Source organism: Stenotrophomonas maltophilia (assembly GCF_006974125.1).
Classification (GTDB): Bacteria; Pseudomonadota; Gammaproteobacteria; order Xanthomonadales; family Xanthomonadaceae; genus Stenotrophomonas; species Stenotrophomonas maltophilia_O.
In genome coordinates, this window is sequence record NZ_CP037858.1 from 568,879 (window position 1) to 582,772 (window position 13,894).

A 13,894-nucleotide genomic window follows, 5' to 3' on the forward strand; every position below is an offset into this window, starting at 1 on the left:
GCGGTGCTGGGATGTGCCCGGTGGCAACTGCAGACTGTCCAATGACGGACGACGGAGCGTGCGATGACGTTGCTGGGACTATTGGCCATCGGCGTGTGCCTGCGGATCGCGATCAGCGATCTGTATGCCCGCCGGGTGCCCAATGCCTGGCTGCTGTCTGCATCCGTCATTGCCATCGCATTGATCATCGCGGGGCAGTTCAGCGCGCCGCGCCAGCCGTGGCTTGCCCACGCAGCGGGCGCGGCGCTCGGCCTGGTGGCCCTGCTGCCGTTCTATGCCATCCGCTGGATGGGCGCCGGTGACGTCAAGTTCTTCGCGGTACTGGGCCTGATGCTGGGCTGGAAAGCCCTGCTGCCGATCTGGGTGGTGGCCAGTCTCGCGGCCGGCCTGCACGCGGCAGTGATCATTGTTGGCCGCCGTTTGGGCGTGATGCTGCCTACGGGCCTTCAGATGCAGGTCAACCGCGCCAGCAGCCAATGGCAATCACACCCTGCCCTGCGCGACATGCAGGCCGCCCGCCAGGGACGACACGGCATTCCCTATGCAGCCTACCTGGCTATCGCCGGCATCGGCTGGGTTCTGGCAAGCGTCTATGGAGGTGTGGCATGAACATCCGCAATCCACGGCGTCAGCGCGGCGTGGCCAGCATCGAATTCGCCCTGATGCTGATGCTGGGCCTGCTGCCACTGCTGCTGTTCACGTTCTCCGGCGTGATGATCATGGCCGCGCAACAGACATTGGCGACGGCCTCGGCCGAGGGCGCTCGCGCTTCATTGCGCTATGGCAGTGCCAATGAACGGCGTACTGCCGCCTGCGTTGCAGCCCGCAGTTCGATGCAGTGGCTGTTGAAGTTCTCTGGACAGGGTGTCGACTGCAGCAATGGCGGTAGCAACGCCATCCTGGTCTCCGCACAGGCGCCCTGCGCCGGCCTGGCCACTGCCCAATGCATGACGGTGACGGTCAGCTATGACTACGCCAGCCATCCCTTCCTGCCGGGCACCGCCACGCTTTACAAGTGGGTGATGCAGGCTCCCATCCGTAGTGTCGCGGTCGCCCAGCTCGACCTCGGCAGCGGCAACTGACGATCGGTACAGGAGACGGTTCCATGCTCAAGTTGACCCGCATCGCTGCCGTCGCCCTGATCGGGCTGGCCGTGCTGCTGGCAGTGATCGCCCTGATGATCGGGCGCAAACCGGCCGCGCCGGCGGCGGCTGCCCCCGTCGCGCACAGCGAAGCCCAGGCGATCACCGTGGTCGAAGCCGTGGCCCGGCTGCCTGCCGGTGAACCGATCACCGCCAACGGCCTGCGCCTGGCGCAGCGGACCAACGCGGTAGCCGGTGCTGCCACCACCCTCTCTGCCGTGGTCGGCAAGGTACCGGTGCAGGACATCGCCGAGGGCACCGCCATCAGCAGCAGCGCCCTGGCACAGGGATTCTCCCTGCAGCTGCGCCCGGGCGAACGCGCACTGGCCGTTCCGGTGGATGAACTTGTCGGTGCTGGAAACCGCATCCTGCCGGGTGATTTCGTCGATGTCTTCCTCAACCTGCGCAATGCCCAGCCCAACGCCAGCGGCCCGGCGGAGGCCGCGCAGACCCGCCTGCTGCTGTCACGGCTGCGCGTGCTCAGCTACGGTCAACAGGACATCGCTCCGGTCACCAGCGATGCAGTCGCCGGCAACGAGGGCGATACCCGCAACGACCCCCGCGCCGCCGACATCACCGGTAATGGCAGCAGCCATGGCGCTGGCAACGAGGCCACCCAGCCGGCACGCAGCGCGGTGCTGGCAGTGCCGGTGGCCGATGCCAACCGGCTGCTGCTGGGGGCGCAACAGGGAAAGCTGTTCCTGGCCCTGCGCAACCCGGCTGATACGGGGCAACCTGACCTTGCATTGTTTCCACAGGCGCGTGGCGTGATCGATCCTGTGCGTGGCCTCGATGCCGAACAGCAGCTCGCACTGCAGCGGCCGGAGAACCACGCCTTCGCCGGCATCGATGGTGATGCCCTCGCCGGCCGCGGCAACACCGCTGCCCGCAGCAACCCGGAGGCCCCGGCGCGTGCGCCGGCGGCTCGGCGCAGTGCACCGCGTGCGTCGGGCATCGAGATCATCCGTGGCGACAGCTCCGCCCCCCGTGGTTCCCTTTGACCTGCATCGAGCGCATCCATGACCGAACGCCGCCGCCCACGCCCTTCTCCCCGCCAGCGCTGGCTGGCCCTGCTGCTGGTGCTGCTGGCTCCGGCGACAAGCGTGGCCGCCGACGATCTCGTGCTGCAGGCGCGTGAGCAGCGCCCATGGACCCTCCCGGCCGATCTGGAACGGGTCGCCATCGCCGACCCGGGCGTCGCCGACATCGTGATGCTGCGTGGGCAGCGCCAGGCACTGCTGGTCGGAAAGGCGCCGGGTACGACGACGCTCCTGCTGTGGCACCGCAAGCAGGCCGAGCCGCAACGCCTGCAGGTGCGCGTACAGAGTGCCGTGCAGGGCGCGGCAGACGCAGGCTCGAATGGGCTGGTGTTTACCCAGCAGGACAACCAGGGCCTGCTGCAGGGAAGCACCGACAGCGTGCTCTCGCACATGCAGGAGCAGAAGACCGCCGCCATGGCGCTGGGCAAGGACGGGCTGCTTGCCGATGCGTCGACGGTCAGCAGCGGCGGCGTGGTCCAGGTCGAGGTCAAGGTGGTCGAATTCAACAAGACCGCGTTGAAGCAGATCGGCATCAGCTTCCAGAACCGCAATGGCAACTTCGCCTACGGCTTCGCCCGCCCGGGCGGACAGCTGCCGGGCAATACCGGCATCCTGCCGGGCATGAAGGAAGGCAACTCCGGCAATGAGGCCGAGTCGCCCATCTCTTCGGCGTTCCGGCTGGTGTTCGGCTCGACCAAGGGCCTGTGGAACGCCGATGTCGACCTGCTGCAGAGCAACGGCATGGCGCGCGTGCTGGCCGAACCTACCCTCGTCGCATTGTCCGGCCAGAGCGCCAGCTTCCTGGCCGGCGGCGAGCTGCCTATCCTGGAACCGCAGGGACTGGGCACCACCACCATCACCTACAAGCCGTTCGGCATCGGCCTGACCGTGACCCCGACGGTGCTGGCCCCCAACCGCATCGCCCTGAAGGTCGCCCCCGAAGCCAGTGATCTGGACTACAGCAACGCCATTGCCCTCAATGGCGTGCAGATTCCGTCGATCACCACGCGCCGTGCCGACACCACGGTCGAACTTGGCGACGGCGAGAGCTTCGTGATCGGTGGCCTTGTCAGCTCCAATGTCGTCTCCAACGTCGGCAAGATTCCCCTGCTGGGCGACCTGCCGATCATCGGTTCGTTCTTCCGCAACTTCGACTACAAGCGACAGGACAAGGAGCTGGTGATCATCGTCACGCCGCGGCTGGTGCAGCCGCTGGCGCGCAATACCGAGCTGCCGTTGCCTGGCGAACGCGAAGCCAAGCCGAACCTTCCCGAGTGGGGGGCCTGGCTGCTTGGCCCGATCAGCCAGGATCCGGTACCTGGCTTCTCACGCTGATTCTCATGATGCCTGCGATACCACGCCCATGCCCTACGCCACCGCCCAGCCGCTGCATCCGCAAGGACCGCCGATGAATCTGGTCCTGTACGGGATGGATCGCGAACTGCTGCCCCGGCTGGCGGCGAAACTGCCGCCGACCACCACCCTGCACTGGCAGGACAGCAGCATGCCGACCTCCGCACAGGATCTGCAGCGTGGGCCACAGAGCCTGGTGCTGCTCGACTTCCGCCCGGAACACGCCGCGGCCTCCAGCCTGCTGGCGCAACAGCTGCAGCAGACCCAGCCCGACCTGCCTCTGGTCGCGGTCGGCGCCACCAGCGCCGCCCAGGTCGAAGGCGTGGTGATCGCGCTGCGCGCCGGCCTGCGCGATGTGCTGGACCTGGACAGCGACAACATCGGCATCGAGGCTGCATTGCGCCGTGCCCTTTCGCCGCGTCCAGCCGCCACCGCCCAGCATGCGCACAAGGCGCGCCTGATCGTGCTGCTGGGCGTGCGTGCCGGGGTCGGCACCAGCACCCTTGCCGCGCATCTTTCGGTACTGGCCCAGCAGACCCGCGCACTGGCGCAGGGCGAGGCCCTGCAGCAGGACGGCCTGTTGATGGAACTGGCGCAGCCGTCCGGCGACCTGGCGCTGTACCTCAACCTGGACAGCCGCTTCCACTACGAAGATGCACTGCGCAACGCCAGCCGCATCGATGCCACCCTCGCACGCACCGCGATGGCTCGGCATGACACCGGCCTGGTGCTGCTCGACCGCGCCAGCGGCAGTGATGCCGTGCCGCCGTCGGACCCGGGCGCACTGCTGCAGCGCCTGCGCAGCGTGTTCGCCAGCGTACTGTGCGATGCCGGTGGCTGCCCGCTGCGGCAGCTGCCGCCCCTGCTGCTGGACCAGGCCGACGAGATCTGGCTGGTCACGGACGCGTCGATCGCCACGCTGGTATCGCTCGACCAGGCCTTGAAACACCTGGCCGGCCAGCGCGAACGCGAGAAGCGCCTGCAGCTGGTGATCAACCGCCACGACGACAGCAGCGGCATGAGCCCCGACCAGATCGCACGCCGATTCGAAGTGCCACTGCTGGCCACGCTACCCGAGCGCCCGCGCGTGCGCCTGGCGGCCAGCCAGGGGCACCTGCTGCTGCAGGACGCACCGCGCGACCCCTACCTGCGTGCCCTCGCCCCGCTCGTGTCGCGCCTGGATCCGGCTGCCTGCCCGGTCCAGGCACACGGCCTGCGGGAAAGACTCTCCCTTGCCCTGGGTGGATCGCAATGGAAGACAAGGTAACCCCGTTCCCGCATGCCGCCACCCGCCCGGTGCTGCCCGACAGCACCCCGGGACACCTGCCGTTCGCGCAGACCGAGCAGTACCAGAAGGTGCTGTCGGCCGCGCATGAGCACCTGCTCAACAGCATCGAGGACGAGCGCATCGACATCGATTCCTGGGCGCCTGACACCATCGCCCGCTGGGTGCAGGTGCAGACGGTCGGCTTCATCCAGGAATGGCGCATCCCGATCAACGAGGAGGAGATGCAGGTGGTCGCCGAAGGCCTGGTCAAGGAGCTGACCGGCTTCGGCCCGCTCGACGACCTGCTGCACGACCCGACGATCGAAGACATCCTGATCAACGGATTCAAGGATGTGCACGTCTCGCAGGGAGGGCAGCTCAAGCGCGCCACCCAGCGATTCACCGACGACACCCACCTTCTGCGCATCCTGCGCCGCATCCTCGCACCGCTGGGTCGCCGCCTGGACGACTCCAACCCGATGGTCGACGCGCGCCTGCCCAACGGCGGCCGACTCAACGCGATCATCTCGCCGCTGGCGGTGGATGGGCCGATGGTCTCCATCCGCAAGTTCCGCAAGGACCCGTTCACCCCCGACGAGCTGCTGGCCAAGGGCACCTTCGATGCGCCGATGCAGGCGCTGCTGAAGGCGATGGTGCTGGGCCGCTGCAACATCCTGGTGTCCGGCGGCACCAGCTCGGGCAAGACCTCGCTGCTGAACGCCCTGGCCAGCTACGTGCCGCCGAACGAACGCGTGATCACCGTCGAGGACACCGCCGAGCTGTCACTCAACCATCCGCACGTGGTCCGCCTGGAAAGCCGCATCGGCGGCGCTGAAGGCCATGGTGCGGTGAGCATACGCGACCTGGTCCGCAACAGCCTGCGCATGCGCCCCGACCGTATCGTGGTCGGCGAGGTGCGTGGTGCCGAAGTCCTGGAGATGCTGCAGGCCATGAACACCGGCCATGACGGATCGATGGCGACCATCCACGCCAACTCGCCCCGTGACTGCCTGTACCGCATCGAGATGCTGGCCGGTTTCGCCGGGTTCCAGGGCAGCGAGGACAGCCTGCGCCGGCAGATCGCCAGCGCCATCGACTTCATCGTGCAGATCTCGCGGCTGGGCAGCGGCCGGCGCGTACTGGTCTCGATCACGGAAATCACCGGTGTCAGCGACAACCTGATCACGACCCAGGAAATGTTCCGTCACGAACTGCAGATCGACGGCAACGGCAAGGAAACCGATCGCTGGATCGGCCTGGGCTTCCATCCGCATTCGCACAAGCTGGAACCGTTCCGCCAGCAGTTGCGCGAATCGTTGTACGGAGACTTCTGAGCATGGGCACGGGCCTGCTGCTGGGTGTACTGAGCATCATCTCGGTGCTGCTGGCGCTTGCGGTGTGGCTGTGGGGCACCGCCAGCAACCGCGAACAGCGCCAGGCCTCGCTGCAGCACGCCGAGCAGCAGCTGGCGCGCGGGGGGGCCAGTGGCGGCGCCCCGGCCGGGGCATCCGTGGCCGCCGCCAACGACCCGGCGCGGCCGGCAAGTGCCGGGCGCCGGGTGTTGCCACTGGACGGCCTGCTGCAACGTGCCGGCCTGCAGACGGGTTGGAAGCTGCCCATCATGATGCTGGTGCCGGGCCTGGTGCTTTCGGTCGTGGCCATGCTCAGGCTCGGCACGGCGTGGATGTTCCCCCTGACCCTGCTGCTGTACCTGCTGGCCTGCTGGCTGTGGGTCATGCGCCGCACCACGAAACTGCGTGCACAGCTGCTGCATCAGCTGCCGGACTTCCTCGACAACCTGGTGCGGCTGACCGCGCTGGGCAACAGCCTGCAGGCGGCCTTCCAGGTGGCGTCGATGCAGACCAGCGCGCCGCTGCGCGGACTGCTGGACACCACCGTGCGCTACGCACGCAGCGGCATGGACCTGGACCGTGCCCTGAGCCTGGCAGCACAGCCCTACCGGATGGATGTGCTCAAGGTGCTGTCCGTGGTGATCGGGGTCAGCGTGCGCATCGGCGGACGTTCCGATCAGATCCTGCAGCGCATGGGCGATTTCATGCGCGACCTGGAGCAGGCCCAGCAGGAGCTGGCCGCGACCACGTCGGAAACGCGCATGTCGGCCTGGGTGCTCGGCCTGCTGCCACCGGCCAGCGCGGTGCTGATGGCGATTTCCAGCCCTGAGTTCTTCCAGCCGGTGCTGCACGATCCACTGGGTCACAAGATCCTGCTGATCGCGCTCGGGTTGGAACTGCTTGGCGCGTTCCTGCTCTATCGCCTGGCCAAGTCGCTATGACCACCCGGATCCGCCACGGAGGTGCCCGATGAGTGCCAGCACCTGGTTTGCCCTGTCGCTGCTGGTGCTTGCTGCTGGCATTGCCCTGCTGGGTATTGCCGGGTGGGTCCGCAGCCACCGCGAACAGCGCACCTCGGCCACCTTGAAGACCGCTCTGCAACCCCGGGATGAGGCACGCGACACGGAGGCAGCGCGCCGTGATTCGCTCGGTTGGCTGGAACGCTTCGGGCGCGCACTCAGTGGCGGCCGTCTGGAATCTGCATTGCTGGCCAATGAAGACCGGCTGCTGCTGGACCTGGCGGGCTGGAACACACGCCGTGGCACCGCCATCTATCTTGGCCTGCGCCTGCTGCTGGGCGTGCTGGTGCTGGTGCTGGCCCTGGCATTCAGCAGCGCCCAGGGGCTGGCCAAGATGATGGTCGTGATCGGTGCGCTCGCAGCTGGCCTGCTGCTGCCGAAGTTCATCCTCTCTTCGTGGGTGAAGCGGCGCCGACGCGCCGTCGACAACGAGCTGCCCCTGCTGATCGACCTGCTGCGCCTGCTGCAGGGCGTGGGATTCAGCATGGACCAGAGCCTGCAGACGCTGGGCGACAAGCTGCGCGATGCGTTGCCGGTGCTCGGCGGCGAACTGCAGGAGGCCAACGTCGCGTACACCCATGGTCGCACGCGGGCGCAGTCCCTGCGCCGCCTGAGCGAGGTCTACGCCGATGATGACCTCACCAGCCTGATGCAGTTGATCCTGCAGGTGCACGCACATGGCGGCGCGGTGCAGGAGCCGCTGCGGCAGTTCAGCATCCGGCTGCGGGAACAGCGCCGCAACACCCTGAAGGAAAAGGTCGGCAAGCTCTCGGTGAAGATGACCGTGGTGATGATGCTGACCCTGCTGCCAGCGCTGATGCTGGTTCTTGCCGGACCGGCGCTGGTCGCGCTGGCCACCACCATGTCCAAGATGGGATCGCCCTGATGCCTGCCCTGCGCACCTCCTGCCTGCTTCTTGCCCTCGCCGCCGTTGCCAGCGGCTGCGCGTCGACGACGCCGAAGTACCTGCGCGCCCCCAGCCTGGCTGCACCCGAACCGGCACCGCAGGACAGCCGCAATGCCTACCTGGAACTGATCGGGCGCATGCAGCAGCAGGGTGCCTGGTATGCATCGCTGGCCCACGTCGATGCCTTCCGCCAGCGCTACGGCGATCCGCCGGCGCTGCGCCTGCTGCAGGCCGACGCCCTGCGCGAGACCGGGCAGGCCGACGCTGCCATCACCCTGTACCGCGAGCTCTCCACTGGCCCGCAGGCCGCTGCAGCCGCCCACGGCCTGGGCCTGATCGCGGCGCGCCGTGACGACGATGGCGGCAGCGAGGAGGCACTGGCCCGGGCCACGCAGCTGCAGCCCTTGAACACCGACTACCTGGGCGATCTCGGCTATGCACGCCTGCGTGCAGGCCAGTTCGAACAGGCCCGTGAACCGTTGGCCAAGGCACTGGAGCTGTCTCCAGGCAACCCCAAGGCCACGGCCAACCTTGCCCTGTGGGCCGTGCTGCGCGGCGACGCCGCCACCGCAGAGCGCCTCGCCGAGCAGGCCAACCTCAACGAGGACACCCGCCGCAGCATCCAGCAGCAGGCCGCGCAGATCCGTGCTCGCCTGCAGCAGCGCCAGGCCGCCGCGGCACAGGTTGCCCCTGCGTCCCCGTCCACCCGCGCAAGCGCCGATGCCACCTCCCGCGCGCCGCAAGGCGCCACGCGCCTGGCCGCCGAACCACGTCGCGACATCCGTGATGCGCGCGATCCACAGCGCCTGCCGCCCTCGATGCTGGAACGCTTCAGCACCTCCGATCAGCCGAACGGGAACACTCCATGAGCGCGATGCCCCTGACCCGACGCCTGTTGCCTGCACTTGTCTGCCTGCTGATGGCCAGCGGCGCGCGGGCGCAGCAGCAACCCCTGACCGGGCAGATGCTCGGCGGCAGCGCACCGGTCGCAGCGGCCACGCAGCCACTGCAGTCCGAGGCATTGGCCACGGTGGACCTTGCAGCCCCTGCTCCATCGGGATCACCGGCCACCGCCCCGCCGATCATTGCCACCGACCACCTCGCACCAGCGCCCCGCCCTGCACGCACGCAGATCGGCGATACCGCGCGCGACCTGTTCCGCCTGCAGGCATCGGGGCAGCAGGCCGGGCAACGCCTGCCGATCCTCGGCGACCAGGCCACGTTGAGCTACGCCCGCTACTTGAAGAGCTTCGAACACGAGATCCCGGACTTTTTCGAAACCGATGTCGCCAAGTCCAAGGGAACATCCTCATCCGGACGCTGAGGTAGGCCATGAAACGCCCACGCCAGTTCAGTTTCAGCCGCCCACGCGGCGGCATGTCGGTCACCATGATGCTGGTCATGCTGGCGCTGCTCGCCATGCTGGGCCTGATCGAGATCGGCTACCTGTTCTGGGCCAAGCGTGACGCACAGAAGGTCGCAGACCTTGCTGCACTGGCCGGTGCACAACGGCTGGAACTGTGCACGTCTGACAACAGCGACAACAGCGCGGCGCGGCAGAGCGCGGTCACCCAGAACAGGTTTGCAGGCTCCCTGCAGATCCGCTGCGGCAACTGGAGCGCCGCACGCAGCACGTCGAACCGCTTCGTCACCACCGTCGATGCCAGCAACCCACGCAATGCCGTGCAGGTGGTCGCACAGCGCAGCGTGCTGCCGTTCTTTGGCCAGAACACCAGCCTGCCCACCGTCAGCGTGGAGGCGGTGGCCCGACGCTCCGAACCGACTGCGGTGTTCGCGGTCGGTTCGCAGCTGCTGCGTACCAATGGCGACTCGGTACTGCTGTCGACCCTGCGCCTGGTCGGCCTGGATGTCACCAATGCCACCGTGCTTTCCTATGACGGCCTCGCCCAGGCCAACGTCACGCCGTCGGGTCTGCTCAAGGCGTTGAACATCCCGGTCAGCGCCAACCTCAGCGTGGCCGACTTCAACCGGTTGCTGTCGGTCAACAAGATCTCGCTGGCGCAGCTGGTCGATGCCACCGCCACCGTGGTCGGCCGCGATACCACCGTTGGCGTACAGCTGCGCGCGCTGTCCGACCTGGTCGCCACCCAGCTGGACATCAACAAGCTCAATATCGTGCTGGGCAGCCAGTCCGGCGGCGGTGGCCTGTTCGCCGAAGTCGTCTCGCCGGATGGCACCGTCGGCAGCGCGCTGGAAACGAAGGTCAACGTCCTCAACCTGATCAGCACCGCCATCTCCATCGCCAACGACGGCAACGGCGTGGCGGTCAAGGGATTGGACCTGCTGGGCATCAACATCCAGGCCGGCGTGGTCGAGCCGCCCTCGATCGCCATCGGTGGTGTCGGTACCCGCGCGTACAACGCGCAGGTGCGGCTGATGGTGGACGTGGACAGCAACAACCTGTTCGCGGTGGGCCCGCTGCTGAACCTGCTCGGCACGCGACTGCACCTGCCACTGCATGTCGATGTCGCCAATGCGATGGGCACGCTGACCGGCATCCAATGCGGCGCCAGCCCACAGAAGGCCACCATTCGGGTCGACTCGTCGGTGCTGCGCGCCTGTGTCGGCAATGTCGACCCGGCGCAACGCTTTTCCAGGAGTAATGTCTGCGACGACTCCCTGAAGAACGAGCAGCTGCTGAAACTGCTCGGGCAACCCTTGATCAATGACAGGATCACCCTGCCTGCCCTGACCAGCTCGCAGAACCTGACCCTTGCCGCCGGCGAGACCGCTTCGACCCGGATCAATCCACTTGCAGTGGGCAACGCGGTGTCGGACCTGGTCAATGAACTGCTGCGCGTGTTGTCGGGCATGCTCAGCTCACCCAAGCAGGGCATGAGCGCCAACGACACCGCCAAGGCACTGGCCGACCGCTACCTGCAGGCCACCTTCCCGCCGAACACCCGCTATGAGGTGGACAAGTTGATTCCACTGCTGCGCGATGGCGACGCAAGCCGACAACTGGCCCCGCTCAACAGCTGGACCGTGCCCGGAGGCCTGCCCTACGCCTGCGGCCTGCTGAACCTGGCCACCTGCCACAAGGACGGTCCGGTCTGGGATGCGTTCAAGGTGACCGTCACCGGCCAGGGACTGGGCGTGCTCGATGGGCTGCTGGGATCGCTGGTGGGTGGCCTGCTGATCAACCGCTGCGACAGCCTGCTGGGCAACCTGATCGACTACAACGGGTGTGTACGCAACAACCTGGCCTCGTACATCCAGACCGCACCGGCCGGCTTCCTCGATGGTACCGGTGGAACCGGCGTCACCAATCCGGATGGCAGCGTGAGCTGCAGCGGCCTGCTGTGCACGCTGCTCAAGCCGATCCTGGCCGCCCTGCGGCCGGTGCTCAACAGCGTCGGCACCCTGCTGACCAACCTGCTGGCGAGCGTGCTGGGCCTGGAACTCGGCCGCACCGACGTCAACGTGCAGTCGATCCAGTGCAGCGCGGCGCAGCTGGTCTACTGACCCGTGACGGGCGCCCTTGGCGGCGCCCGCGCCCATGCTAGACTCCCGGCGGGGAACCACCTTCATCTCAACCCACACTCATCCGTGGATGGTCTAGACATGCGAGAAACTTCAGGGGGCGCGGTCTTCGCCCGGCACGCGCGCGGCGCGGCACTGCTGGCCGTGGCCATGATGCTGGTGGCACCGGCGGCGATGGCTGCCCGTGGCGACCGTGAGGCAGCCGCAGAGCCGGCCGCACGCAGCGCGCCGGTGGTGCGCAACACCGTTGACGAACTCAAGCAGCTGATGGATTCGCGCCAGCTGACCGAGCTGCGCACGACCTACAACGGCAACTACGGCGCCAGCCTGCTGTTCAACGCCAACACCCTGACCTACTACGTCGCCCTGTTCCAGGAGAAGAACTTCTGGCGGGTGATCAAGACCGATGCCGTCGACAACGCCGAGCGGGTCTACCGTACCTTTGCCCAGCAGTCCGAGCAGCTGGCCCAGGTGTACATCGATACCACCCGCCTGGAAGCCGGCAAGCGCTACACCGAGCGCCTGGTGGCCTACAACGAGGAACGCCTGCGCACCCTGCAGCAGGAAATGGAACAGCAGCAGGCGCAGTCGGCCCAGGTCAGCGCGGCCCTGCAGCAGGCGCAGCAGCAGGCGGTCAGCCTCAGCACCGACGTGCAGAGCACCAACAGCCAGCTGGACGCCCTGCAGCGCCGCATCCAGATCCTGCAGGCCGAACAGGGCAACCCGGAACTGAGCCTGCCCAAGCCGGAAAGCGTGCCTTCGCCGGCACCGGCTGCCGCCAGCGACGGTCGCTGAGGCCCGGCCATCCGCATCCACGCACAACGGCGCCAAAGGGCGCCGTTGTCGTTTTCGGCCTTTCGTGAGCCACCACGCTCAGCGGCAGGCGTCGTACACCGCGTCGTCCAGCTGACGGCGTTGCACGAAGTCCAGGCGCTTGCTCCTGGCCAGCACCTCCCCGCGTTGCTGTCGTGCGCGCTCACAGGCCCCGGGGTCCGTACTGATCGGTATCAGCGCGGCCTGCGCCCGCCCCGAGCGCACGATGCGTGGTGGCGCCAGCACCGCGCCACCCGCCCTGGCCGGCTTTGGCACTGCTCCGCGCGACAGCGACTGCTCCTCCGGCACCTCCCAGCGCCATTCCGCGCGCCCCTGGCAGGGTGTCTGCTGATAGACCGGATGCGGACCGTCCACGCATTTGTAGACGTTGGTCTGCGCGTGAACCGCTGTGGCCAGCAGCAGGCACAGCAATGGGCTGCATCGCACTCTCGACATCGCACGCTCCTGGACAGGCCGGCCATCATCGTCAGCGCGGACGCCGCCGGGTTCCAGAGCGATACACGTCACACCCCGGTCAATCCAGCACAGCCGTGCAAGCCACCCACCGGGCCGTGCGCTGTACTGCCGGCGGTACCGGCATGTCCGCCGGCGCCGCCCCTCCCTTCCGCCAAGGAAACCGCAATGAGCAACTTCGTCACCGTCGCCGACGGCGCCCGCATCTTCTACAAGGATTGGGGTACCGGCCAGCCGATCGTGTTCGCCCACGGCTGGCCGCTGTCGTCCGATGCCTGGGACCCGCAGATGCTGTTCATGGGCCAGAACGGCTTCCGCGTGATCGCTCACGACCGTCGCAGCCACGGCCGTTCGAGCCAGACCTGGGATGGCAACAACATGGACACCTACGCCGATGACCTGGCCGCGGTGATCGAGGCGCTGGACCTGAAGGACGCGATCCTCGTCGGCCATTCCACCGGTGGTGGCGAAGTGGCGCACTACATCGGCCGCCATGGCAGCCAGCGCGTGGCCAAGGTGGTACTGGTCGGTGCCGTGCCGCCGTTGATGCTGAAGACCGCCAGCAACCCGGCCGGCACCCCGATGGAGGTGTTCGACGGCATCCGCAAGGGTACCGGTGGCGACCGCTCCCAGTTCTTCAAGGATCTGGCCACGCCGTTCTTCGGCGCCAACCGCGATGGCAACAGCGTCACCCAGGGCATGCGTGATGCGTTCTGGCTGCAGGGCATGCTCGGCGGCGTCAAGGGCCAGTACGACTGCATCCATGAGTTCTCGGAAGTCGACTACACCGAAGACCTCAGGAAGATCGACGTGCCAGCACTGGTGGTGCATGGCGATGACGACCAGATCGTGCCGTTCGATGCTTCGGCCAGGCTGTCCTCGCAGATCATCAGGGACGCCGAGCTGAAGGTGTACGCCGGTGCCCCGCACGGACTGACCGTCACCCACGCCGACCAGTTCAACGCCGACCTGCTGGCCTTTGCACGCAATTGATGTCCCGCGGCGGCGCCCCACAGCGCCGCC

The 13,894-nt window shown here is 67.5% G+C and carries 14 protein-coding genes; 13 read left to right on the forward strand and 1 reads right to left on the reverse strand.

Translation table 11 applies throughout. From position 1 onward, the window contains the following. Positions 1-63: 63 nt before the first annotated feature. The 12 genes from EZ304_RS02585 (at position 64) to EZ304_RS02640 (ending at position 12,379) form a co-directional block, all read left to right on the forward strand. Positions 64-609 (forward strand): A24 family peptidase, encoded by a 546-nt coding sequence (locus EZ304_RS02585; RefSeq protein WP_142806188.1) that lies wholly within the window; start codon positions 64-66, stop codon positions 607-609. Beyond that, entirely contained in the window at positions 606-1,082 is a 477-nt protein-coding gene (locus tag EZ304_RS02590) for a TadE/TadG family type IV pilus assembly protein (protein ID WP_099553282.1), read from the forward strand. Before EZ304_RS02585 ends, EZ304_RS02590 begins: the two co-directional genes overlap by 4 nt. 23 nt (positions 1,083-1,105) lie before the next feature. Then, positions 1,106-2,143 carry a Flp pilus assembly protein CpaB gene (gene cpaB, locus EZ304_RS02595; protein ID WP_099553280.1) on the forward strand — a complete coding sequence of 346 codons (1,038 nt, stop codon included), beginning with the start codon at positions 1,106-1,108 and terminating at the stop codon, positions 2,141-2,143. 18 nt (positions 2,144-2,161) lie between these two features. Next, entirely contained in the window at positions 2,162-3,517 is a 1,356-nt protein-coding gene (locus EZ304_RS02600; RefSeq protein WP_099553278.1) for a type II and III secretion system protein family protein, read from the forward strand. Between the two features lie 28 nt (positions 3,518-3,545). After that, positions 3,546-4,802, forward strand: a complete 1,257-nt coding sequence (locus EZ304_RS02605) for an AAA family ATPase (RefSeq protein ID WP_099553276.1) — start codon at positions 3,546-3,548, stop codon at positions 4,800-4,802. Next, positions 4,787-6,136, forward strand: coding sequence for a CpaF family protein (locus EZ304_RS02610; RefSeq protein WP_099553274.1), 1,350 nt, complete (start codon positions 4,787-4,789; stop codon positions 6,134-6,136). The genes EZ304_RS02605 and EZ304_RS02610 overlap by 16 nt, the downstream gene beginning before the upstream one ends. A 2-nt stretch (positions 6,137-6,138) precedes the next feature. Further along, a complete protein-coding gene (locus EZ304_RS02615; RefSeq protein ID WP_099553272.1) occupies positions 6,139-7,095 on the forward strand; it encodes a type II secretion system F family protein in 957 nt (318 codons plus the stop codon). Between the two features lie 28 nt (positions 7,096-7,123). After that, the gene (locus EZ304_RS02620) at positions 7,124-8,059 is read left to right on the forward strand and encodes a type II secretion system F family protein (RefSeq protein ID WP_142806189.1); all 936 of its coding nucleotides are present in this window, start codon (positions 7,124-7,126) and stop codon (positions 8,057-8,059) included. After that, positions 8,059-8,949: a Flp pilus assembly protein TadD gene (locus EZ304_RS02625; RefSeq protein ID WP_099553268.1), complete on the forward strand. Its 891-nt coding sequence runs from the start codon at positions 8,059-8,061 to the stop codon at positions 8,947-8,949. Before EZ304_RS02620 ends, EZ304_RS02625 begins: the two co-directional genes overlap by 1 nt. Continuing rightward, positions 8,946-9,404: a DUF3613 domain-containing protein gene (locus EZ304_RS02630; protein ID WP_099553266.1), complete on the forward strand. Its 459-nt coding sequence runs from the start codon at positions 8,946-8,948 to the stop codon at positions 9,402-9,404. Before EZ304_RS02625 ends, EZ304_RS02630 begins: the two co-directional genes overlap by 4 nt. Positions 9,405-9,412: 8 nt before the next feature. Next, complete coding sequence (locus EZ304_RS02635; protein ID WP_099553264.1) at positions 9,413-11,566, forward strand: TadG family pilus assembly protein; 2,154 nt, start codon at positions 9,413-9,415, stop codon at positions 11,564-11,566. 99 nt (positions 11,567-11,665) lie between these two features. Beyond that, positions 11,666-12,379, forward strand: coding sequence for a DUF2968 domain-containing protein (locus tag EZ304_RS02640; RefSeq protein WP_012480553.1), 714 nt, complete (start codon positions 11,666-11,668; stop codon positions 12,377-12,379). A 78-nt stretch (positions 12,380-12,457) separates the two neighbouring features. Here the strand turns inward: EZ304_RS02640 and EZ304_RS02645 are convergent, their stop codons facing one another. Next, positions 12,458-12,853 carry a DUF4124 domain-containing protein gene (locus tag EZ304_RS02645; protein ID WP_099553262.1) on the reverse strand — a complete coding sequence of 132 codons (396 nt, stop codon included), beginning with the start codon at positions 12,851-12,853 and terminating at the stop codon, positions 12,458-12,460. A gap of 186 nt (positions 12,854-13,039) precedes the next feature. Here EZ304_RS02645 and EZ304_RS02650 point away from each other — a divergent pair, with 186 nt between their 5' ends. Then, complete coding sequence (locus EZ304_RS02650; protein WP_099553260.1) at positions 13,040-13,864, forward strand: alpha/beta fold hydrolase; 825 nt, start codon at positions 13,040-13,042, stop codon at positions 13,862-13,864. Positions 13,865-13,894 lie beyond the last annotated feature (30 nt).